The organism is Polaribacter gochangensis (assembly GCF_046224025.1).
Lineage (GTDB): Bacteria > Bacteroidota > Bacteroidia > Flavobacteriales > Flavobacteriaceae > Polaribacter > Polaribacter gochangensis.
On sequence record NZ_JBJXRF010000001.1, the window covers coordinates 441,457 to 464,374 of the forward strand.

Annotated in this window: 19 protein-coding genes and 1 tRNA gene; 18 read left to right on the top strand and 2 right to left on the bottom strand. The window is 31.1% G+C overall.

The window, feature by feature from the left end; all coding sequences use genetic code 11:
* Positions 1-54: 54 nt before the first annotated feature.
* From ACEWL1_RS02045 to ACEWL1_RS02070, 6 genes are all read left to right on the top strand, one after another.
* A complete protein-coding gene (locus tag ACEWL1_RS02045) occupies positions 55-591 on the top strand; it encodes a YceD family protein (protein ID WP_409231619.1) in 537 nt (178 codons plus the stop codon).
* A 1-nt stretch (position 592) separates the two neighbouring features.
* Positions 593-787 carry a 50S ribosomal protein L32 gene (gene rpmF / locus ACEWL1_RS02050; protein ID WP_409231620.1) on the top strand — a complete coding sequence of 65 codons (195 nt, stop codon included), beginning with the start codon at positions 593-595 and terminating at the stop codon, positions 785-787.
* A gap of 163 nt (positions 788-950) precedes the next feature.
* Positions 951-1,946, top strand: a complete 996-nt coding sequence (locus ACEWL1_RS02055) for a beta-ketoacyl-ACP synthase III (RefSeq protein WP_409231621.1) — start codon at positions 951-953, stop codon at positions 1,944-1,946.
* 26 nt (positions 1,947-1,972) lie between these two features.
* The gene (accB, locus tag ACEWL1_RS02060) at positions 1,973-2,440 is read left to right on the top strand and encodes an acetyl-CoA carboxylase biotin carboxyl carrier protein (RefSeq protein WP_409231622.1); all 468 of its coding nucleotides are present in this window, start codon (positions 1,973-1,975) and stop codon (positions 2,438-2,440) included.
* A 67-nt stretch (positions 2,441-2,507) separates the two neighbouring features.
* On the top strand, positions 2,508-3,848 hold the full coding sequence (accC, locus tag ACEWL1_RS02065) for an acetyl-CoA carboxylase biotin carboxylase subunit (protein ID WP_409231623.1): 1,341 nt from the start codon (positions 2,508-2,510) through the stop codon (positions 3,846-3,848).
* A gap of 108 nt (positions 3,849-3,956) precedes the next feature.
* Positions 3,957-4,418 carry an Lrp/AsnC ligand binding domain-containing protein gene (locus ACEWL1_RS02070; protein ID WP_409231624.1) on the top strand — a complete coding sequence of 154 codons (462 nt, stop codon included), beginning with the start codon at positions 3,957-3,959 and terminating at the stop codon, positions 4,416-4,418.
* Positions 4,419-4,470: 52 nt separating this feature from the next.
* Here ACEWL1_RS02070 and ACEWL1_RS02075 read toward each other — a convergent pair.
* Positions 4,471-4,544 (bottom strand) — tRNA-Asn (locus ACEWL1_RS02075).
* A gap of 181 nt (positions 4,545-4,725) precedes the next feature.
* Here ACEWL1_RS02075 and ACEWL1_RS02080 point away from each other — a divergent pair.
* The 7 genes from ACEWL1_RS02080 (at position 4,726) to ACEWL1_RS02110 (ending at position 15,201) form a co-directional block, all read left to right on the top strand.
* The gene (locus tag ACEWL1_RS02080) at positions 4,726-7,458 is read left to right on the top strand and encodes a 2-oxoglutarate dehydrogenase E1 component (RefSeq protein ID WP_409231625.1); all 2,733 of its coding nucleotides are present in this window, start codon (positions 4,726-4,728) and stop codon (positions 7,456-7,458) included.
* Positions 7,459-7,497: 39 nt separating this feature from the next.
* Positions 7,498-8,706 (top strand): 2-oxoglutarate dehydrogenase complex dihydrolipoyllysine-residue succinyltransferase, encoded by a 1,209-nt coding sequence (odhB, locus tag ACEWL1_RS02085; protein WP_409231626.1) that lies wholly within the window; start codon positions 7,498-7,500, stop codon positions 8,704-8,706.
* Positions 8,707-8,936: 230 nt separating this feature from the next.
* Complete coding sequence (locus ACEWL1_RS02090; RefSeq protein WP_409231627.1) at positions 8,937-10,487, top strand: M28 family peptidase; 1,551 nt, start codon at positions 8,937-8,939, stop codon at positions 10,485-10,487.
* Positions 10,488-10,700: 213 nt separating this feature from the next.
* A complete protein-coding gene (locus ACEWL1_RS02095; RefSeq protein WP_409231628.1) occupies positions 10,701-11,498 on the top strand; it encodes a LytR/AlgR family response regulator transcription factor in 798 nt (265 codons plus the stop codon).
* 155 nt (positions 11,499-11,653) lie between these two features.
* A complete protein-coding gene (locus ACEWL1_RS02100) occupies positions 11,654-12,253 on the top strand; it encodes a dioxygenase family protein (RefSeq protein WP_409231629.1) in 600 nt (199 codons plus the stop codon).
* A 3-nt stretch (positions 12,254-12,256) separates the two neighbouring features.
* Positions 12,257-12,712, top strand: coding sequence for a DoxX family protein (locus tag ACEWL1_RS02105; RefSeq protein WP_409231630.1), 456 nt, complete (start codon positions 12,257-12,259; stop codon positions 12,710-12,712).
* Between the two features lie 83 nt (positions 12,713-12,795).
* Positions 12,796-15,201 carry a helix-turn-helix domain-containing protein gene (locus tag ACEWL1_RS02110; RefSeq protein WP_409231631.1) on the top strand — a complete coding sequence of 802 codons (2,406 nt, stop codon included), beginning with the start codon at positions 12,796-12,798 and terminating at the stop codon, positions 15,199-15,201.
* A gap of 73 nt (positions 15,202-15,274) precedes the next feature.
* On the opposite strand, the gene ACEWL1_RS02115 is transcribed toward ACEWL1_RS02110, so the two are convergent.
* Positions 15,275-17,539 carry an inorganic phosphate transporter gene (locus ACEWL1_RS02115; protein ID WP_409231632.1) on the bottom strand — a complete coding sequence of 755 codons (2,265 nt, stop codon included), beginning with the start codon at positions 17,537-17,539 and terminating at the stop codon, positions 15,275-15,277.
* A gap of 148 nt (positions 17,540-17,687) precedes the next feature.
* Here ACEWL1_RS02115 and ACEWL1_RS02120 point away from each other — a divergent pair, with 148 nt between their 5' ends.
* From ACEWL1_RS02120 to ACEWL1_RS02140, 5 genes are all read left to right on the top strand, one after another.
* On the top strand, positions 17,688-18,902 hold the full coding sequence (locus ACEWL1_RS02120; protein WP_409231633.1) for an OprO/OprP family phosphate-selective porin: 1,215 nt from the start codon (positions 17,688-17,690) through the stop codon (positions 18,900-18,902).
* 85 nt (positions 18,903-18,987) lie between these two features.
* Positions 18,988-21,030, top strand: coding sequence for a thioredoxin domain-containing protein (locus ACEWL1_RS02125; protein WP_409231634.1), 2,043 nt, complete (start codon positions 18,988-18,990; stop codon positions 21,028-21,030).
* Positions 21,027-21,383 carry a DUF1304 domain-containing protein gene (locus ACEWL1_RS02130; protein WP_409231635.1) on the top strand — a complete coding sequence of 119 codons (357 nt, stop codon included), beginning with the start codon at positions 21,027-21,029 and terminating at the stop codon, positions 21,381-21,383. The genes ACEWL1_RS02125 and ACEWL1_RS02130 overlap by 4 nt, the downstream gene beginning before the upstream one ends.
* Before the next feature lie 6 nt (positions 21,384-21,389).
* The gene (locus tag ACEWL1_RS02135) at positions 21,390-22,190 is read left to right on the top strand and encodes a mechanosensitive ion channel family protein (protein ID WP_409231636.1); all 801 of its coding nucleotides are present in this window, start codon (positions 21,390-21,392) and stop codon (positions 22,188-22,190) included.
* Positions 22,191-22,207: 17 nt separating this feature from the next.
* Positions 22,208-22,897 carry a hypothetical protein gene (locus tag ACEWL1_RS02140; protein ID WP_409231637.1) on the top strand — a complete coding sequence of 230 codons (690 nt, stop codon included), beginning with the start codon at positions 22,208-22,210 and terminating at the stop codon, positions 22,895-22,897.
* Positions 22,898-22,918 lie beyond the last annotated feature (21 nt).

The window sequence follows — 22,918 nt, forward strand, 5'->3', positions numbered from 1 at the left end:
TTTATTTAATAAAACAATTTTTTATATCTTTGCACGCTCAAATTGATTTTGTAGATGAAAGACTTGAAACAATTTAACATCCAGTATGTAGGATTAAAAGAAGAAAGTCATCTGTTTGAATATCAAATTGGAAAAACGTTCTTTGACGCTTATAATTTTGATGATTTTTTTGATGCTACTATAAATATAGTATTAACACTTGATAAGAAAAACACATTGTTAAATTTATCATTTAAAGCAGAAGGCACAATTAATGTTACTTGTGATGTTAGTGGAGAACCTTTTGATCAAGAAATAGAAACTGAATTACAGTTAATTGTAAAATTCGGAGAAGAATATAATGATGATAATGAAGAAATATTAATTCTTCCGTATTCAGAATTTCAATTAAATGTTGCACAATACATCTATGAAATGATTGTATTATCAGTACCAACAAAAAGAGTTCATCCAAAAGTTTTAGATGGCTCAATGGAATCAGAAGCATTAAAGAAGTTAGAAAAATTAAGAGTAAAAGAAGTAAAAACTACAGAAGATGTAGACCCAAGATGGGATAAATTAAAAAGTTTAATAACAGAAAAAAAGACATAAAATGGCACATCCAAAGAGAAAAATATCGAAAACTAGAAGAGACAAAAGAAGAACTCATTACAAAGCTAGCGTTCCTCAAATTGCCGTAGATCCAACAACTGGTGAATCTCATTTATATCACAGAGCGCACTGGCACGAAGGTAAATTATACTACAGAGGTCAAATTGTATTAGAATCTGCTGCTGCAGAAGCATAATAGACTTACTATAAAGTACATAAAACTCTCTTTTTTGAGAGTTTTTTTTGTTTTTTAACCAAATTCAAATGCTTTTTGATGCTTTTTACTCAAAAATGTAAAATAATTTTCATTTCTTTGAATATTGCATTTAAAGCCTCCTTCTAATAATTAAGGTAAAAATATGACAAAAATAACTGCAGCAATTTCAGCAGTAGGAAAATACGTTCCTGACTACATTCTAACCAATAAAGAGTTAGAAACAATGGTAGATACCAACGATGAATGGATAACATCAAGAACTGGTATTAAAGAGCGTAGAATACTAAAAGGGGAAGGCAAAGGAACTTCTTTTATGGCAATTAAAGCCGCAGAAAACCTACTAAAAAAATCCAATAAAAATCCCTTAGACATAGATTTGGTTATTGTAGCAACGGCAACACCAGATTTACCTGTAGCATCAACAGCAGCTTTTGTAGCCACAAAAATTGGCGCAACAAATGCATTTTCTTACGACTTACAAGCTGCCTGTTCTAGTTTTTTATACGGTATGTCTACTGCTGCTAGCTACATAGAATCTGGCAGATATAAAAATATTTTACTTATTGGAGCCGATAAAATGTCTTCGATTATAGATTATACAGATAGAGCAACATGTATTATTTTTGGCGATGGAGCAGGTGCTGTTTTATTTGAACCAAATAATGAAGGACTTGGTTTACAAGACGAATATCTTAGAAGCGACGGAAACGGTAGAGAGTTTCTAAAAATAGATGCAGGTGGTTCTATTTTACCAACATCAGAAGAAACTTTAAAAAACAAGCAACATTCTGTACATCAAGAAGGAAGAACTGTTTTTAAATTTGCAGTTTCTAACATGGCAGATGTCGCAGAAAAAATGCTAACTAGAAATAACCTAGTAAAAGAGGATATACAATGGTTAGCACCGCATCAAGCAAACAATAGAATTATTGAAGCTACTGCAAATAGAGTTGGATTAGAAAGCGATAAAGTAATGGTAAATATTCACAAATACGGAAATACTACTTCTGGTACCTTACCTTTACTATTAGCTGACTACGAAAACCAATTAAAAAAAGGAGATAATATAATTTTTGCCGCATTTGGTGGTGGTTTCACATGGGGAGCTATCTACTTAAAATGGGCATATAACGCATAAAATCAAATAACTAAAATTTAAGAATTATGGATATTAAAGAGATTCAAAATCTTATTAAATTTGTAGCAAAGTCTGGTGCAAGTGAAGTAAAGTTAGAAATGGAAGATATAAAAATCACCATAAAAACTGGCTCTGAAAAAACAGAAACAACTATTGTACAAGCAAACCCAGTTGCACAAATGCCAACTCAAGTTGCTACACCTACAATTACTGAAACACCAAAACCAGCTGCAGCAACTGAAGAAAATTCAAATTATGTAACAATTAAGTCTCCAATTATTGGAACTTTTTATAGAAAACCTTCTCCAGATAAACCTAATTTTGCTGAAGTTGGTGACACTATTAATTCGGGCGATACAGTTTGTGTTATTGAAGCCATGAAATTATTTAACGAAATTGAATCTGAAATTTCAGGAAAAATCGTTAAAGTATTAGTTGATGATTCTACTCCTGTAGAATTTGATCAACCATTATTCTTAGTAGATCCATCATAATTTAATATCGATTGAATAAGTTGTTTTTGCAATTCAAATTCAATTGAACATCACTAATACACAAGGTATGTTTAAAAAAGTATTAATAGCAAATAGAGGTGAGATTGCATTACGTGTAATTAGAACTTGTAAAGAGATGGGGATTAAAACTGTAGCAGTTTACTCTACTGCAGACGCTGAAAGTTTACATGTTAAGTTTGCAGACGAAGCTGTTTGTATAGGCCCTCCTCCAAGTAACGAATCTTACTTAAAAATGTCAAATATAATTGCAGCAGCAGAAATTACAAATGCAGATGCAATTCATCCAGGATATGGTTTTTTAGCAGAAAATGCTAAATTCTCGAACTTATGTGCAGAACATGGAATTAAATTCATTGGCGCAACTGGTGATATGATAGATAAAATGGGAGATAAAGCCTCTGCAAAAGCAACAATGATTGCTGCCGGCGTACCATGTATTCCCGGCTCAGAAGGAATTATCGAAGATTTTGAAGAATGTAAAAAATTAGCGCATGAATTTGGGATTCCAGTTATGCTTAAAGCTACCGCAGGTGGTGGAGGAAAAGGAATGCGTGCTGTATGGAACGAAGAGGATTTACAAGAAGCTTGGGATTCTGCTAGACAAGAAGCAAAAGCTGCTTTTGGAAACGACGGAATGTACTTAGAAAAACTAATTGAAGAACCTAGACATATCGAAATTCAGATTGTAGGTGATTCTTTTGGTAAAGCTTGTCATTTATCAGAAAGAGATTGCTCTGTTCAGCGTCGTCATCAAAAATTAACAGAAGAAACTCCTTCTCCTTTTATGACCGATGAATTGCGTTTAGCGATGGGAGACGCCGCTGTAAAAGCAGCTGAATATATAAAATATGAAGGTGCTGGTACCGTTGAGTTTTTAGTTGATAAGCATCGTAATTTCTATTTTATGGAAATGAATACGCGTATTCAAGTGGAACATCCAATTACTGAACAAGTGATTGATTTCGATTTAATTCGTGAACAAATTTTAGTTGCTGCTGGAGTACCCGTTTCTGGAAAAAATTACCTCCCAAAAATGCACTCGATTGAATGTAGAATTAATGCAGAAGATCCTTACAACAACTTTAGACCTGCTCCTGGAAAAATAACAACTTTTCATGCGCCAGGCGGACATGGAGTTCGAATAGATACACATGTATATGCTGGATATTCTATTCCACCAAATTACGATTCAATGATTGCTAAATTAATTGTAACTGCTCAAACAAGAGAAGAAGCAATTAACAAAATGAAAAGAGCTCTTGATGAATTTGTAATTGAAGGGGTAAAAACAACCATTCCATTTCATAGACAACTAATGGTACATCCAGACTATATTTCTGGAAACTACACAACAAAATTCATGGAAGATTTCGAAATGCAACCATAAAATACAGATATAGTTTAATAATTAAATAAAAAAATTAGGATATAGTTATATATCCTAATTTTTTTTATATTTACCCACAATAAAATCAACTAAACATATCCTTAAACTATGATCAATAAAGTAAAAATCGATGGTATAGACAAAATTATCATAAAAAACCTAGTTAAAGATGCTCGAACACCTATCTTAACTATTGCTAAAGAAGTTGGTATTTCTGGTGCCGCAATCCATCAAAGATTAAAAAAACTTGAAGCGTCTAAGTTAATTGTTGGTTCAAAAATGATTTTAAACCCAAAAGCGTTGGGTTACACTACAACAGCTTTTGTAGGTATTTTCTTAGATTCTGCTAGTATGTACACATCAGCAATTAAAAAACTAGAAGAAATTCCCGAAATTGTAGAAAGCCATTATACCACTGGTAATTATGCTATTTTTATTAAAATACTTTGTAGAAACAATGAAGATTTAATGCATTTATTAAATCAAGATATTCAAAAAATCAAAGGTGTTGCACGAACAGAGACGTTTATTTCGTTAGACCAACAAATAGATCGACAGATAACCATTTGATTTTTAGCACATAAAAATAAAAAAGCCTTAACGTATTGTTAAGGCTTTTTTGCTCCTCCTCTAGGGCTCGAACCTAGGACCCTCTGATTAACAGTCAGATGCTCTAACCAACTGAGCTAAGGAGGAGTTTGCAAGACTAAAAGTTTTGCGAGTGCAAATATAAATCTTTTTAAAAAACCGCCAAATTTTTTTGAAGAAAAAACAAAGAAATATTCATTCAATAAATTAAAAAAAGAAAGCTCATTTTTAGCAAAAGTTGTATTTTTGTGTCAGTTATACTATTATACCCAAAGTATTAAATAAATATATGGACAAATTTTCATTCTTAAACGCAGCACATACAGGTTTTATTGGAGATTTATATGATCAATATTTGATAAATCCAGATGCTGTTGAACCAAGTTGGAGGAGTTTTTTTCAAGGTTATGATTTAGCAAATGAAAATTACTCATTAACAGATGATGATGAATTTTACGCAGAAGTTCCCGATGATGTTAAAAAAGAATTTTTAGTTATCGACTTAATAAACGGCTATAGAACTCGCGGGCATTTATTTACAAAAACAAACCCTGTTAGAGAACGAAGAAAATACACTCCATCTTTAGCTATTGAAAACTTTGGATTATCTCAAAACGATTTAAATACAGTTTTTAATGCAAGTGATGTTTTAGGAATTGGCCCTAGAACTTTAACCGAAATTATTGAACACTTAGAAAATGTGTATTGCAATTCTATTGGTGTTGAATACATGTATTTAAGAAATCCTGAAGAATTAAAATGGTGGCAAGATCGATTACATAAAAACAGTAACTTACCTAATTACAATGTAGATTCTAAAAAGTACATTCTACAAAAAGTAAATCAAGCTGTTGGTTTCGAAAATTTTTTACAAACTAAATATGTTGGTCAAAAGCGTTTTTCTTTAGAAGGCGGAGAAGCATTAATTCCAGGATTAAGTGTTTTACTAAGAACTGCTGCAGAAAATTACGGTGTTAAAGAATGTGTCCTTGGGATGGCACATCGTGGCCGTTTAAATGCATTAGTTAATATTTTTAAAAAACCCGTTAGAGAATTATTTAATGAGTTTGAAGGCAAGGATTTTGAAGATAAAGATTTAGATGGCGATGTCAAGTATCATCTAGGACTAACTCTAAGCAAGACATATAAAAACGGGCAAAGTATTAAAATGAATTTAGTACCAAACCCTTCACATTTAGAAACAGTTGGTGCTGTTACTGAAGGTATTGTTCGCGCAAAGATTGACAAAAAATACAAAGGAAATAATTCTAAAATATTACCGATCGTTATTCATGGCGATGCAGCTATAGCCGGACAAGGAATTGTATATGAAATAGTACAAATGGCGCAGTTAAACGGTTATAAAACTGGTGGAACTGTACATCTTGTAGTAAACAATCAAGTGGGTTTTACAACAAACTATTTAGACGCAAGATCAAGCACCTATTGTACTGATATTGCTAAAGTAACACTATCACCAGTATTACATGTAAATGCAGATGATGTAGAAGCCGTTTGTCATGCAATGGAAATTGCTATTGAATATAGAATGAAGTTTAAGAAAGATGTTTTTATTGATCTTCTAGGATATCGAAAATATGGCCATAACGAAGGTGATGAACCTCGTTTTACCCAACCTAACTTATACAAAGCAATTGCAAAACATAAAAACCTAAAAGATATTTATGCCAATCAATTACTTAATGAAGGTACTGTTACAAAAGAGTATTTAACTCAAATTACAGATGAATTTAAATCAATGTTAGAAGTTGAGTTTGACAAAGCTAAACAAGACACATCTTCTAAAGTAAGAGAGTTTATGAAAACCACATGGAAAGGTTTTCTACGACAGGGAAAAGAAGCTATGTTATTGCCAGAAAACACAACATATGCCATAGAAAAATTAAAAAACATAGCCAAAGTTGTTTCTACAGTTCCAGAAAATGTGAAGTTTGTAAGAAAAGCAGAACGTATTTTAAAAGGAAGAGAAAAAATGGTTTTCGAATCTAATGAATTAGATTGGGGAATGGCAGAAACACTAGCCTATGGTTCATTATTAGAAGAAGGATATAACGTACGTATTTCTGGACAAGATGTAGAGCGTGGAACTTTTTCACACAGACATGCAGTTTTACGTGATGAAATTACAGAGGAAAGAATCAACTTACTAAATACAAACCCTGAAAATAAAGGGAATATGACCATTTACAATTCTCATTTATCAGAATATGGTGTTTTAGGATTTGATTATGGGTACGCAATGGCCTTTCCAAATTGTTTGACAATTTGGGAAGCACAATTTGGTGATTTCTCTAATGGAGCGCAAATTATGTTTGACCAATACATATCTGCATCAGAAGATAAATGGAAATTACAAAACGGAATTGTAATCTTATTGCCTCACGGATATGAAGGACAAGGTTCTGAGCATTCATCTGCCAGAATAGAACGTTATTTGCAATTATGTGCTGTAGATAATATGATTGTAGCCAATTGTACAACTCCTGCAAATATGTATCATATTTTACGCAGACAAATGAAACGCAACTACAGAAAACCTTTAATTGTTTTTACACCAAAAAGTTTATTACGCCATCCAAAAGCTGTGAATCCTATCGAAGATTTAGCAAACGGAACTTTTCAAGAAGTAATTGACGATCATTTAGTTGATAAAGAAAAAGTTAAAAAAGTTGTATTTTGTATGGGTAAATTCTATTATGATTTACTTGCAGAACGCGAAAAATTAGAAAGAAACGATATTGCGTTGGTAAGAATAGAACAATTATTCCCATTGCATGAAGAACAATTAGAAAATGTGATAGCAGCATATCCAACAGCAGAGCGTTTTGTTTGGGCACAAGAAGAACCAAAAAATATGGGAGCTTGGAGCTATATGTTAGAACGCTTTCCTAAGTTAAGGTTAGAAGTTGCATCTAGAGAATATCACGCAGTTCCTGCCGCCGGTTCTAGCGCACGTTTTAAAAAAAGACAACAAAAAGTTTTAGACAAAGTTTTTGATTAAAAAATAAAGAAATTTAGATAAAAATAAAATTCAGTACTGATGATTTTAGAAATGAAAGTTCCTTCTCCGGGAGAATCAATTACAGAAGTAGAAATTGCAACTTGGTTAGTTGAAGATGGAGATTATGTTGAAAAAGACCAACCAATTGCAGAAGTAGACTCTGACAAAGCAACCTTAGAATTACCTGCTGAAGAAAGCGGAATTATTACGCTAAAAGCAGAAGAAGGCGATGCCGTTGCTGTTGGCGAAGTAGTCTGTTTAATAGATACTAGCGCCGCAAAGCCCGAAGGGAAATCAACACCTAACGAAGAAGAAACTACAGAAAAAGTCGAAGTAAAGAAAGCTGAAGCTCCAAAAACAACAACCTATGCAACCGGAACAGCCTCTCCTGCAGCTAAAAAAGTATTAGCTGAAAAAGGAATCGATGCAGCTTCTGTAAGCGGAACTGGAAAAGCTGGTAGAATTACGAAAGATGATGCTGTAAAAGCAGTGCCTTCTATGGGAACTCAGCCCGCAAACGGTTCAAGAGGAACAGAACGCAAAAAAATGTCTATGTTGCGTAGAAAAGTTGCTGAACGTTTGGTTGCTGTAAAAAGTGAAACTGCAATGTTAACTACATTTAATGAAGTAAACATGCAACCAATCTTTGACTTACGTTCTCAATACAAAGAAGATTTTAAAGCAAAACACGGTGTTGGATTAGGCTTTATGTCTTTCTTTACCTTAGCAGTTGTGAGAGCATTAAAAATGTATCCTGATGTAAATTCTATGATTGATGGAGATTTTCAAATCAAACACGATTTTCAAGATATTTCTATTGCAGTTTCTGGCCCTAAAGGATTAATGGTTCCTGTAATTAGAAATGCAGAAAATTTATCTTTTAGAGGTGTAGAATCTGAAGTAAAACGTTTGGCTTTAAGAGCTAGAGACGGACAAATAACTGTTGATGAAATGACAGGAGGAACATTTACCATTACTAATGGTGGAGTTTTTGGCTCAATGTTATCAACACCAATTATCAATCCTCCACAAAGTGGAATTTTAGGAATGCACAATATTGTAAACAGACCAATGGCTGTTGATAGACAAGTGGTAATTCAGCCAATAATGTATGTGGCATTATCTTATGATCACAGAATTATTGACGGGCGTGAATCTGTTGGATTCTTAGTTGCAATAAAAGAAGCATTAGAAAATCCAGTAGAATTATTGATGGATAATGATATTAAAAAAGCATTAGAAATGTAAATTGGATTTCTAGATTCTTAGAAATTTTAGAAATAAATAATCCTGAGCATATTGCTCGGGATTTTTTAGTTATTATCAACTACTAACTTGTTAATAATAACCTATGTATACAACTTTGCAAGCTACAATTACAAAAATTGTGTTAAAAACTGTTAAAAGACACTCTTTTAGAACCTCTTAATCGTTCTTTTTTGTAATATCGCACTACTTAACTATAACAACCGAATCAAATGAAAAAAACACTATTACTATTAAGCGTAATGTTTATAGCATTTTCTTGTAAAAAAGAAGCAACACATGAGGATGTTGTCGCTTATGGGAGCACTATTACCCAAGAAGAATTAAAAGAGCATTTATATGTTTATGCTTCTGATGAATTTGAAGGACGTGATACTGGGTCTCCAGGACAAAAAAAAGCTGTTGAATACATTAAAAAACACTACGAAGCTTTAGGAATTAATTCTTTAATTGATGGAAACTATTTTCAGAATGTACCATTAAACATTGTAAAAACTCCAGAAGTAAGCATCTCTGTAAACGGAAAATCATTTAGTTATTTTGACGATTTTATTTCGCAAACAGCTGCAGCTACAGGAACTGTAAATGCTTCTGAAGTGGTGTATGCAGGTTACGGAATTGATGATGAAAAATATTCTGACTACAACAACCTTGATGTAAAAGGGAAAATAGTAGTTGTTAGAAGTGGAGAACCAACAGATAAAGCTGGTAACAATGTAATTACTGGTGATAAAAAAGCTTCAAAATGGTCTAATGGTCGTCAAGCACTTTCATCAAAAAGAAATGCAGCAAAAGACAACGGAGCAAAAGCTTTATTTTTTATGGATGACGCATTGTTTACGCGTTATTCAAAATTATATAAAGAACGTGAAGAAAAAGGAGGCAGTAATAGATTGTCACTACCAACTAAGCAAGATGGTGATGCAGAAATGTACTATTTCTTAATTAGCGAAAAAATGGGGAAAGCATTAGTAAGTAACATTACAAAATCGACTAAAACCGTTTCAGTTGCAACCAAGTTTGAAATGAATTTTAAAAGTATTACCGTTTCTCAACCATCAGAAAATGTTGTAGCAATGATTAAAGGTTCTGAAAAACCAGAAGAATACATTATTATTTCTGCACATTTAGATCACGTTGGTGTAAATGCAAAAGGAGAAATCTTTAATGGAGCAGATGATGATGGTTCTGGAACAGTTTCTATGTTAGAAATTGCTCAAGCATTTAAAAAAGCGGTTGATAATGGTCACACACCTAAACGTTCTGTTATTTTCTTACACGTAACTGGAGAAGAAAAAGGATTATTAGGATCTAGATACTACACAGATTACGAGCCTTTAGTTCCTTTAGCAAATACAGTTGCTAACTTAAATATTGACATGGTTGGTCGTATTGATCCAAAACGTGAAGGAGACAGAAATTATATTTATTTAATTGGTGCAGATAAATTAAGTACAGAATTACACGAAGTTTCTGAACAAGTAAACAAAACGTTTACAAATATTGAGTTAGATTATACGTACAACGACGAAAACGACCCAAATCGTTTTTACTACCGTTCTGACCACTATAACTTTGCAAAAAATAACATTCCAATTATTTTCTATTTTAATGGAACACATGATGACTATCACAGACATACAGATACTCCAGACAAAATTAACTATGACTTGCTAGAAAACAGATCTCGTCTTGTTTTCCATACAGCTTGGGAGTTAGCTAACAGAGAAAACCGTATTGTTGTAGATAAGGCTACAGAATAATAACATACATTCTTAAACTATAAAAAGCCTTCCGTTGGGGAGGCTTTTTTATTTACCCTTTCTATATAATTTGATAATATTAGATAAATTTTATTAAAACGGGAATCCTATTTGTTGCTTAACAAAATCTTTATGTCCAAACAATTTTATCCATTTTTTACAAACTCATTTTTTGATTGTTTAACTTGCAACAAAAATTTTCAAGGTTAAAAAATGATGAAAGTAAATAATACAAAAAGTAAACTTCTAAATCCAAGTTTTAGATTATTAGTTGTGTTTTGTGTTATCTTATATGGTTTGGCTATTTTTCAAGATTACATTTTCTCTAAAGTGAAACCCGCAAGTTTTTATTGGTCAGACACCATGCTTTATAATATTTATTGGCTCTTATTTATCCCTTTTCTAAAAATTGCCAATTCCATTTATCATAAGGTTCAACCCAAATCATTAGTAAACAAAATTCTTTACGCTTCAATTACTGCATTTGTATTTAGCATATTGCATATATTTCTTTTTACTTCCATTTTTATTATAGGAAGTCATATTATATTTCCTATTCCACACCGGTTTCTAACCATATTTAAAAATGCGATTTCTAATCAGTTACAAATTACAATTATCGCATATTTATGTAGTCCTTTTGTTATTGATTACTTTAAAAGGAAAAGGCACACTCAAAAAGTCAACAAAACCATAATATTAAAAAACGGGACACGAAGAATTAAAATAGACACTTCTTCAATTTTATTTATTAAAACAGACCGACCTTATACAAAGGTATATTCAAAGGATAAAAAATTTCTACACGATGAAAGCTTGAAAAAACTTGAAAAATTATTAGATCCTCAAATCTTTCTTAGAATCCACCGCTCTGCAATTCTTAATAAAAATCACATCACCGAATTGAAATCACGAAAAAATGGTGATTATGATGGTATTTTAACAAATGGTCAAACTGTTCGGTTTAGCAGACATTATCGTCAGAACTGGAATGAGTTGTTAAACCACTAAGCTTTAAAACCAATCCTGTTAGCCTATTTTCTGATAGTTCCCTTTTCAACACATTAGATTTTTTGGACTTTTGATGTTCATTAAAATTTAAAACAATGACTCATAAAAAAAACATTATAGCGTTATCCATAGCTATTTTATTCATTACAATTAACGTGTGTTCACAATCAACTAAAAAATATAATGCAAATTTAAAAACAGGTATTTCCTCAAAAAATACGAATCAAAAAGATTGTAATTGGTGTGGAGCTTTTGAAGCTCCGGAAGATGTTTCTTGGAGAACTATTATTCCACCAAAAGAGGAACAAGGAGACAAACTAATTATTTCTGGAACCATTTATTTGCCTGATGGTAAAACGCCTGTAAAAGATGTCATTATTTACGTTTATCACACCAACACGAAAGGAGTCTATCCAAAAAAAGGAAATGAAAAAGAAAATGGAAAACACCATGGATACTTGAGAGGATGGATGAAAACAAATTCAAATGGTAGGTATGAATTTGAGACCATTCGCCCTGCTCCTTATCGTACTCACGACGGAGAACCAGCACACATACATTATAATATTGAAGCTCCTGATTACCCTGAGTATTGGTTAACTGGACTATGGTTTGCTGATGATTATAGGGTAAATGAATATAAAGATAAAATTGAAAGAAATGGTGGATTTTCTAACATTATAACCTTAACAAAAGATGAAAACAATATTTTAAGAGGTACAAGAAATATTATTCTAAAAAAATTTAATGATTAAGTTATGAATTCAATATCATTTTTAAACAAATCGATTTTTACTACCTCTGAAATAGGTGTCAGTTTTAGTTTACTTATAGTAAGGATTGGAATATCATTTTCTATGATTTATTTACATGGATATCCAAGACTTATAAATTTCAGTACTATTCATACTGAATTTGCCGATCCATTAGGTATCGGAACCACCTTAAGTTTAAGTCTTGTTGTGTTTGCCGAATTTTTTTGTTCTACATTCTTAATAGTTGGGTTGTTTACAAGGTGGAGCTGTATTCCATTAATAATTACAATGATCGTTGCGACTTGGGTAGTTAATGGCGGAAAAGGTTTTATTTTTCAAGAAAAGAGTTTTATTTTTTTAATTACCTACATCTGTCTATTAATAAGCGGAGGAGGTTATTTTTCTTTAGATTATCTACTATTGGGTAGGAAAATGAAAACTAAAAAACAAACACACTAGCAAAACCTCTAAATCAAAAACAAATTTCTTTAATTTTTATACACTCATTTTTTGATTGTTTATCTTGCAACAAAAATGCTACCATGTCAAAAAATAATGAATTAGAACTTGCTTTAGATTTTATAGAAAAGACAGATCGAAATTTGTTTATCACCGGAAAAGCAGGAACAGGAAAAACTACTTTTTTACATAAAATTAAAAACGAATCTTTAAAAAGAATGGTGGTGATTGCGCCAACTGGTGTTGCTGCAATTAACGCAAAAGGTGTTACCATTCATTCGTTTTTTCAAATGCCTTTTGGTCCAATTTTACCAAATCAAATTGCAAATACTTCTAACCAACAACGTAAATTTTCTCGAACAAAAATTGATATTATCAAATCGTTAGATTTAATTATTATCGATGAAATTTCTATGGTTAGAGCCGATTTACTAGACGGAATTGACCAAGTGATGCGACGCTATAAAAACCGAAATAAAGTGTTTGGCGGTGCGCAAGTTTTAATGATTGGAGATTTACAACAATTAGCGCCAGTTGTAAAACCAAACGAATGGAGTTTGCTACAACAACATTATAAAACGGTTTATTTTTTTAGCTCAAAGGCCTATCAAGAAGCCAATGTGGTTTCTATAGAATTGAAACATATTTATCGTCAAAAAAACGAAGATTTCATCAAAATTCTAAATGAAATTAGAAATGATAATTTATCTGAAGCATCAGCAAAAACATTAAACGAACGTTACAATCCAACTTTTTCTCCTAAAAAAGACGATGGTTATATTACCTTAACAACACATAATAATAGAGCAAATGCCATCAACAATTTAGAGCTTGAAAAATTAAAAACCAAAACTTCTTTTTTTAAAGCGGATATTTCTGGAAAATTCAACGAAAACTCTTTTCCGAACGATGAAAAACTAGCGCTAAAAGTTGGTGCGCAAGTCATGTTTATCAAAAACGATTCTTCGCAAGAAAAAAGATATTACAACGGAAAAATTGGAATTATTACAGACATTTCTAAAGAAACAGTAACTGTGCAATGTGCCAATGAAATCGACGAAATTGTGACCGAAAAAGAAACGTGGGAAAACATCAACTACTCTATTAATGATGAAACCAAAGATATAAAAGAAGATATTACAGGTTCGTTTTCTCAAATCCCGTTGCGTTTGGCTTGGGCAATTACCATCCATAAAAGTCAAGGTTTAACCTTCGAAAAAGCAATTATTGATGCCGAAGCTTCTTTTGCGCACGGACAAACCTATGTTGCGTTAAGTAGATGTACTTCGTTAGAAGGTATTGTCTTGAAGACAAAAATTAGTAGCAACGCCATTATTAATGATGCAAAAGTGGGTTCGTTTAATAAAAGTGTGGAAGAAAATCATCCAGATGAAAGTGTTTTAATCGAATCTGAAAAACAATTTCAACTTAATTTAATTTCAGAATTGTTTGATTATCAACAATTTTTATATCCAACAACAAGATTAATTGACATTTTTTATAAAAACAGAACGAGTATAAAAGGCGACGTAATTGAGCATTTACAAATTATAAAAGACAACGGAATTGTAGCATTGATGAAAGTTGCAAACGGATTTAAAATTCAGTTAAAAACAGTTTCAGAAGCAGCAATTTTACCAGAAAACAGTTCTTTAATTCAGGAACGATTTACAAAAGCAGTTGATTATTTTTTAACACAAACAATCAAAAATATCGTTCAGCCTTTGTCAAAAATTTCTTTTTCTTCAGATAACAAAGCGGTGAAAAAAGATTTTGACAAGCAGTTTGATGCATTACAAGAAGTGCTCACGGAAAAAGTTTTTGCTCTTAAAAAAATGACTGAAGGTTTTACTACAAAAACGTATTTGCAAGTTAGAGCAAACGCAGTTTTACAAAATGTAGAAAAACCAAAAAAGAAGAAGGTTGCTTCTAAAAGAGACCCAATTATCGCCTTAAAATTGAGAGAATTGAGAGATGATATTGCCAAAGCAGAAAACATTCCTCATTTTCAAATTTTTACACAAGAAACGTTATACTTACTATGTGATGAACTTCCTAGAACAGAAAAAGAATTGCTTAAAATAAAAGGAATGGGTAAAATCCGAGTTCAAAAATATGGCGAAGAAATTCTAGAATTGATAAATTCTTACTGTCAAGAAAATGGTATCAATCATTTAAATCAACAGAAAAAAGAAGATAAAAAACCAACGAAACAAATTTCATTTGAGCTGTTTAAAAGCGGGTTATCGATAAAAGAAATTGCCAAAGAGCGCAGTTTAAAAAGCAACACTATAGAAAGTCATTTGGCAAGTTATATTCCATCTGGAGAAATTGATGTTTTAGAATTAATTGCACTAAAACGCTATAACAAAATTATAAAAGCAATTGAAGAAACAACGTTTAAAAACTTAACAGAACTCAAAGAAAAAGTAGATAAGAGTTTTACTTTTATGGAGTTAAGAATGGTGTTATTATCAATGGAAAATTAAAATAGCAATCTGTATTACATAAAAAAACCGAGTAGATACTACTCGGTTTTTTTCACATTACTTTTTATCTTTTTTATAGATTTTCTACTTCTTTTGTAGACAAATGAAACTCTTGATAGGTTTGCAATAAGTTTAATAAAGCACCAACCAAATCTTTAGTTTCTAATAACACGCTAAAATACAAAGTAGTGTTTTTAGGACTAGTTTCGTCTGTTCTAATTCTTGCCACCTGTTTTTCTATTGATTCAGAAACATCATTTAACAATGCTTGTTTTTCGATTAAGATTCCGTCTAAATGATCAAAAGTTCTATTTTCAAAAACATCACTGACCTTATCTAATAATTCTGTTAATTGATTGTCAATTTCTTTTAAATCTTTTAACTGTCCTTTTTTAAGATTTTTATGATTGTTATTAACGTGTTTAAAGCTTGCTCTAGAAATATAACTAATAGATTGTGCAACATCTTGTAAATATCCTAATACTAAAATATAGAACCTACTTGCTTGTACAGATGTTTCGTCTAGTGATTTTATAAAATAGAAAACACCATCTTTTAAATCATCAATTTCATCATTTAACTTCCCAACATGTTTGTCGGTTTTACGTAATTTATTTAGATCGTGATTTGCCAAATCATTTACAACATTGGTGTATAATTTATTTACACGAGAAGCAACTTCTGCAATATGATCTGAACTCTCTTCAATTACACCATTAATAGTAATTAATTCTGCTCTTTCAATATACATTTGTTTCTTTACTTCTTGATTTTTCTTTGTGTGTTTGATAGAGTTTCTTGCAATCAACCCAAATACTAGTAAAAGTAAAACACCAACCATTACAATTCCGCCTAAATTGATCAAATACGCAACAGTAGCAGCGGCAACGAATGCCACTAAGGCTGTCATAAACCAGCCACCAATTACATTTAATACTCCAGCAACTCTATACACTGCACTTTCTCTTCCCCAAGCTCTATCGGCAAGAGACGTTCCCATTGCAACCATAAAGGTTACATATGTTGTTGATAGAGGTAATTTTAACGAAGTACCAACTGAAATTAAAATTCCAGCAACAATTAAGTTTACAGAAGCTCTAATCATATCAAAAGCTGGCATTTCGTAAGATTTGTTTTTTGATAATTCTATGACTGGTTTTTGAAATTTAGAATCTACAAATGCTAATGTTTTCTTTGGAAATAAATAACCAATACCAATATTTAACCCCATTGCTGCTCTAACTACTACTCTAGACATTGGGTTTGGCTGAAATTTCTCGTGCCCTTCTCCTTGACGAGATAAATTAATTCCAGTTTCAATTACCGTTTTTGCTTTTTTAGAAGTCCAGATAGTTACGACCATTATTGCCCCTGCAATTAATAATAACCAAACATTAGATGGCACTTTTTTAGCCAACACTCCCATTGAGAATGAATCAGCAGCAACACCAGATGCCTGCCATGCTTCATAAGAATTCCAAGCAGCAATTGGTACACCAATAAAGTTTACCAAATCGTTTCCAGCAAAAGCCAACGCTAATGAGAAGGTACCAATACCAATAATTAATTTTAAAACGTTTACTTTAAATAGCTTTATTAAAAGTTGAGATGCGATAGACCAAAAAGTAAATCCTATTAACAAAATTATTGCAAGATTCCCTTCTATTAAGTGCTTTACATCTTTATAAAAAGGAGTTCCTTTTAACCCTTTTATCACAATAAAATAGGTTATTGCAGTAATGGCAAATCCACCAAACAATGCATTTACATAACTAGGTCTACTTTCTATATGAAAAGAATAAATTAACCTAGATATAAATTGTACAATTGCTCCAATAGAAAATGCAACTACCACAGAAAGTAAAATACCAAAAATGATAAACATAGCTGTTTCTGTATTGATATACTTCCCTAAGTTAGCAACTGTCTCCCCAGAATCTGTTGTATAAATTTTTATCAACGCCATTGCAACTGCTGCTCCTAATAATTCAAAAACAATAGAAACTGTTGTAGAAGTTGGCATTCCTAGCGAGTTAAAAACATCTAACAGTAGTATGTCTGTAATCATTACGGCCATAAAAATGTACATGATTTCATTAAAATAGAATTCGCTCGGAACAAAAATCCCTTTTCTAGCAACCTCCATCATTCCGCTTGATGTTACTGAGCCAACAAAAACACCAATACTGGCAATAATCAAAATTTTCTTAACTGAAATAGCTTTAGAACCAATTGCAGAGTTTAAAAAATTGACTGCATCATTACTTACCCCAACAACTAAATCTATAATTGCTAAAGCGGTCAATGCAATTAGCATTAAAATATATGGATTCTCCATTTTATTTACTTAAATTATTATTCTGCAAAATTAGATACAGCATCCTCACGCAATGTTATTTTAATGTTATCAAAGTGTTATGAAATAACATTGTATATGTTAACTTATCTTAAAATTTATAACATTTGCACTTTAATAAAAATTTAAAATGACGTTATCTAAAAATTATTTTTCATTTATTCTATTGTTAATCAGTCAAATTGGTTTTTCTCAAAATTCGTTTGATTTTAAATGGGACAAAGGGTTTAAAGTTGAAAGTGCAGACAAACAATTTCAATTAAAATTTGGAGGAAGAATTATGATAGATCATGCATTCTTTTCTCAGGATGAAGGTTTAGATGCTGCTTTTAATCCATTAACAACAATATCTGGAACCGAACTTAGACGCGCTAGAATATTTACTTCTGGAACCTTATATGGGAATGTAGATTATAAGTTCTCTGTAGATTTTGCAGGCAATAAATCAACTATCAAAGACGCCTATATTGGATTAAAAAATTTACCAATAATTGGCAATCTTAGAATTGGTCATGTGAAAGAACCTTTTAGGTTAGATGTAATAACAAGCAGCAAATACATGACTTTTATGGAGCGTTCTTTTGCCGATGATTTTATGCAAACAAGAAACAACGGAATCGTATTTTTTAATGATTATTTTGGCAATAAATTATCTGTTCAAGCTGGTTATTTTTTAAACGAAGACAATTCTTCTGATGATAAATCAGCAAATAATGGTTATGCAATTACAGGTAGAGTAACAAGTTTATTAATTAATGATAAAGAACAAAAAGAAATGTTACATGCTGGGGTTGCATATACAAATAGAAAACCTAATTCTAAAGAATATAAAATTGAATCAAGACCAGAAAGTCATTTAAGTAGAATTAAATATATCTTTACTGGTCCAATAAGTAGCGTTAAAAATGTAAGTATGTTTAATTTTGAAACCGCTTATGTAAAAAAAGCTTTTGCTTTTCAGGCTGAATATTTAACGACGAAAATAAATACAGGAATTGCTAATCCAATTGATACTTATCATTTTTCTAGTTATTACGGAGAAGTAAGTTATTTTTTAACTGGAGAAAGCAAAAAATTTAAAAGCTCTTATGCTGGATTTGATCGATTAAGTCCAAAAAATAATTATGGTAAAAGTGGATCTGGAGCTTGGGAAATAGCCTTAAGGTATTCTAATTCTGATTTAAACAATCGTGATATTTATGGCGGAGAGCAAACTGATGTTACCTTGGGACTTAACTGGTACTTAAACCCATCAACTCGATTTATGGTGAACAACGTTTTTGCAGATGTAAAAAACAAAGGAAAAGCAACCATTTTCCAATTTCGTTTTCAAATCGATTTTTAAGCTACATTTAATATAATTATAATTTCTAGCGATTTGGTTTTTATCAAATCGCTTTTTTTATCTTTGGTTAGACACAAAACCACCAATGGAAAAATTTAAGAACCATTTAGCTTCAGAAACAAGTCCGTATTTATTACAACACGCACACAATCCTGTGAATTGGTTTGCATGGAATTCAGAAACCTTAGCAAAAGCAAGAAAAGAAAATAAATTACTGCTAATTTCTATCGGATATTCTTCGTGTCATTGGTGCCATGTCATGGAAGATGAAAGTTTTGAAAACGAAGAAGTTGCCGAGATTATGAATCACCATTACATCAATGTAAAAGTTGATCGAGAAGAAAGACCAGACATTGATCAAATTTATATGAATGCTGTTCAATTGATGACTGGCGCAGGCGGTTGGCCATTAAACTGTGTTGCTTTACCAGACGGAAGACCTGTTTGGGGCGGAACGTATTTTAAAAAAGAAGAATGGTCGAATATCTTACATCAAATTGGTGATTTATATCAAAAAAATCCTAAAAAAGTTATTGAATATGCCGAAAAATTAACGAAAGGAGTTCAACAATCTGGATTGATAACATTAAACACGGAGAAGCCATTTTTTACCAAAGAATACCTAAATGAAACTGTAAAAAAATGGAGCATTTATTTTGATGAAGTATTGGGAGGATTTAACAAAGCTCCAAAATTTCCGATGCCAAATAATTATCATTTTTTATTGAGACATGCTTATCAAAATAACGATAAATCTTTACTAAAATACGTAAATACTACACTTACAAAAATTGCTTTAGGCGGAATTTTTGATCATGTTGGCGGTGGATTTTCCAGATATTCTGTAGATACAAAATGGCATATTCCGCATTTCGAAAAGATGTTGTATGACAATGGGCAGTTGGTAAGTTTATTTTCTGATGCTTTTTTAATTACAAAGAATGAACTCTATAAAGAAACAGTGTATGAAACATTAAAATTTATTGAACGAGAAATGCTAGATGTTTCTGGTGGTTTTTATACAGCAATTGATGCCGATAGTTTAAATGCTAAAAATAAATTGGAAGAAGGAGCTTTTTATGTTTGGAAAAAAGAGGAATTACAAATTCTCTTAAAAGAAGATTTCAATCTGTTTTCTGAGTATTATAATATAAATTCTTACGGATTCTGGGAACACAACAACTATCATTTAATTAAAAATAGTTCTGATGAAGCTTTTGCAAAAAAGCACAATTTGTTAATAATTGAACTTAAAAATACAATTATTAAATGGAAATCGATTTTACTAAAAGAAAGAACTAAAAGAAAGCACCCAAGGTTAGACGATAAAATATTAACTTCTTGGAACGGCATTATGTTAAAAGGATATGTTGATGCATATCGCGTTTTTAATGATGCTCATTTCTTAGAAATTGCTTTAAAAAATGCCCACTTTTTAGAGTTAAAAATGCTTAAAGAAGACGGAACTCTATATCGCAATTATAAAAATAAACAAGCAACCATAAATGGTTACCTTGAAGATTATGGAACGGTTATTGATGCTTTCATTTCGTTATACGAAGTAACTTTAGATGAAAAGTGGCTGATGCTTTCTAAAAACCTAACTGATACTTGTTTTGACTATTTCTTTAATACATCAACGAGTATGTTTTATTTTACATCAAATAAAGATTTAGAATTAATTACCAGAAAAACCGAAACTGAAGACAATGTTATGCCTTCATCAAATTCAATGATGGCTAAAAATTTATTCAAGTTGAGTCATTATTTTAAAAATGAATACTATTTAAAAACTAGTAATCAGATGTTGAATAATATGACAAGTACAATGCAAAATTTTGGTTCAGCATATTCAAATTGGTTAGATGCATATAGTAATTTCACTGATAATTATTTTGAAATTGCAATCAATGGTGCTAAAGCAAAAGAAAAATTAATAGAAATACATAAAGAATACATTCCTAATAAATTAATTTGTGGCAGTCTAACTAAAAGTAATCTACACTTGTTAAAAAATAGGTTTATAAAAGACAAAACACTAGTATATGTTTGTCAAAATAAAACATGTAACTTACCAACAGAAAATACAGAAGATGCAATTTATCAACTAAGAAACTTTAAAGGATGACACTATTAATTACATTTCTTATTGCGTTGGTAGCTTTTGAACATTTCTGTTTTTTAGTTTTAGAAATGTTTTTATGGACAAAGCCCAAAGGCATTAAAATTTTTGGATTAAAATCTAAAGAATTTGCGGAAGAAACAAAAGTATTGGCAGCAAACCAAGGATTATACAATGGTTTTCTTAGTGCTGGTTTATTTTGGTCTTTACTAACCAATGATTTAAATGTGAGTGTTTTCTTTCTAAGTTGTGTAATTATTGCTGGTGTTTATGGAGCATACTCAACAAAAAAGATAAGACTCTTTTATATCCAATCAATTCCCGCTATTTTAGCAGTAACAATTATACTCTTAAATTAATTTAAAATGGATAGATATTTAGAAATAGCTGAAGCTTTTTTAATAAAATACGGGCCAGATGTGCTAACTGCTTTATTAATTTTACTAATTGGTTTATTTTTCATAAACATACTTGTAAAAGTATCAAAAAAGATCATGACAAAAAGTAACATTGAACTTACGTTACAAAAATTTTTAAGTGATTTATTAAGCTGGATTTTAAAAGCATTATTAATTATTACAGTAATTTCTAAACTTGGCGTGCCTACTACATCTTTTGTTGCAATCATTGGTGCTGCAGGGCTAGCTGTAGGTTTAGCATTACAAGGTTCTTTAGCTAATTTTGCAGGTGGTGCTTTAATAATGATTTTTAAACCTTTTAAAATTGGAGATTTCATCTCGGCTCAAGGAGAATCCGGTACAGTAAAAAGCATTGAAATATTTACCACTAAATTAAATACTGTAGATAATAAAGAAATTATTATTCCGAATGGAGCTTTATCAAACAGCAATATTGTTAATTTTTCCACCGAAGAAAAACGTAGAGTTGATTTAAAATTTGGTGTTACATATGATGCAGATATAAAAGAAACTAAAAATGTTTTTGCATCTATTGTAAACAATCATCCATTAATTTTAAAAGATCCTGCTCCAGTAATTTTATTAACAGAATTAGGTGATAGTTCGATTAATTTTGCTGTTCGATCTTGGGTGAAATCTGGCGATTATTGGAAGGTTTACACGGAGGTTCTAGAACAAACTAAAGAAGCTTTAGATAAAGCCAATATTGATATTCCTTATCCACATCAAGTACACATAAAAAAATAACACGTAAATATAACAAAATGAAACATTTAAAATACTCAGTAACACTTTTGTTTTTATCATTAGGACTTTTTGTAAATGGTCAAAACGAAGCAGCTTTCGCACTAGAAGGAGGAAACTCTTTTTTAACCATTAAACAAAAATTTGACGCAAAAATAAAAGGAAGTTTATTTATCAACAAAAATTTTGAAACTGTAAAAATTGATGATATCCCAATTCAATATCCTGCAAGATATAATGGGTATACAGATAATTTTGAAGTAAAGCATATGGGGAAAACAAAATATATTGTTCCCTCTTTAGAAAGTAAAGTGCAGGTACTTTTTATAGAGTCTAACAAAACTTATAAAATCTATAACTACTTATACAAAGATGACTTAAAAGCTGGTTTTTTTGTTATAAAAAGTATAGGCAAAAATTATGATTTTGTCGTAAAAGAAAAGATCGTTTATGTTGAAGAAAAGAAGCCTAAAACACCTTACGAAAAATATAAAAACCCTGAGTTAAAAAGAGTAAAAGACACTTATTATTTAAGAATAAATGGAGCTGATGCTTTAAGTGAAATTAGACTGAGAAAAAAAGATGTTATCAAGTTTTTTGGTAACGATTCTAAAACAATTTCTTCTTTAATTAAAAAGAACAAATTGAATGTTAAAAAAGAAAATGATTTTATTCAGTTGTTAAAACTATATGATAATCAAACACGATAATTAATAAAAATTGCTACTAAC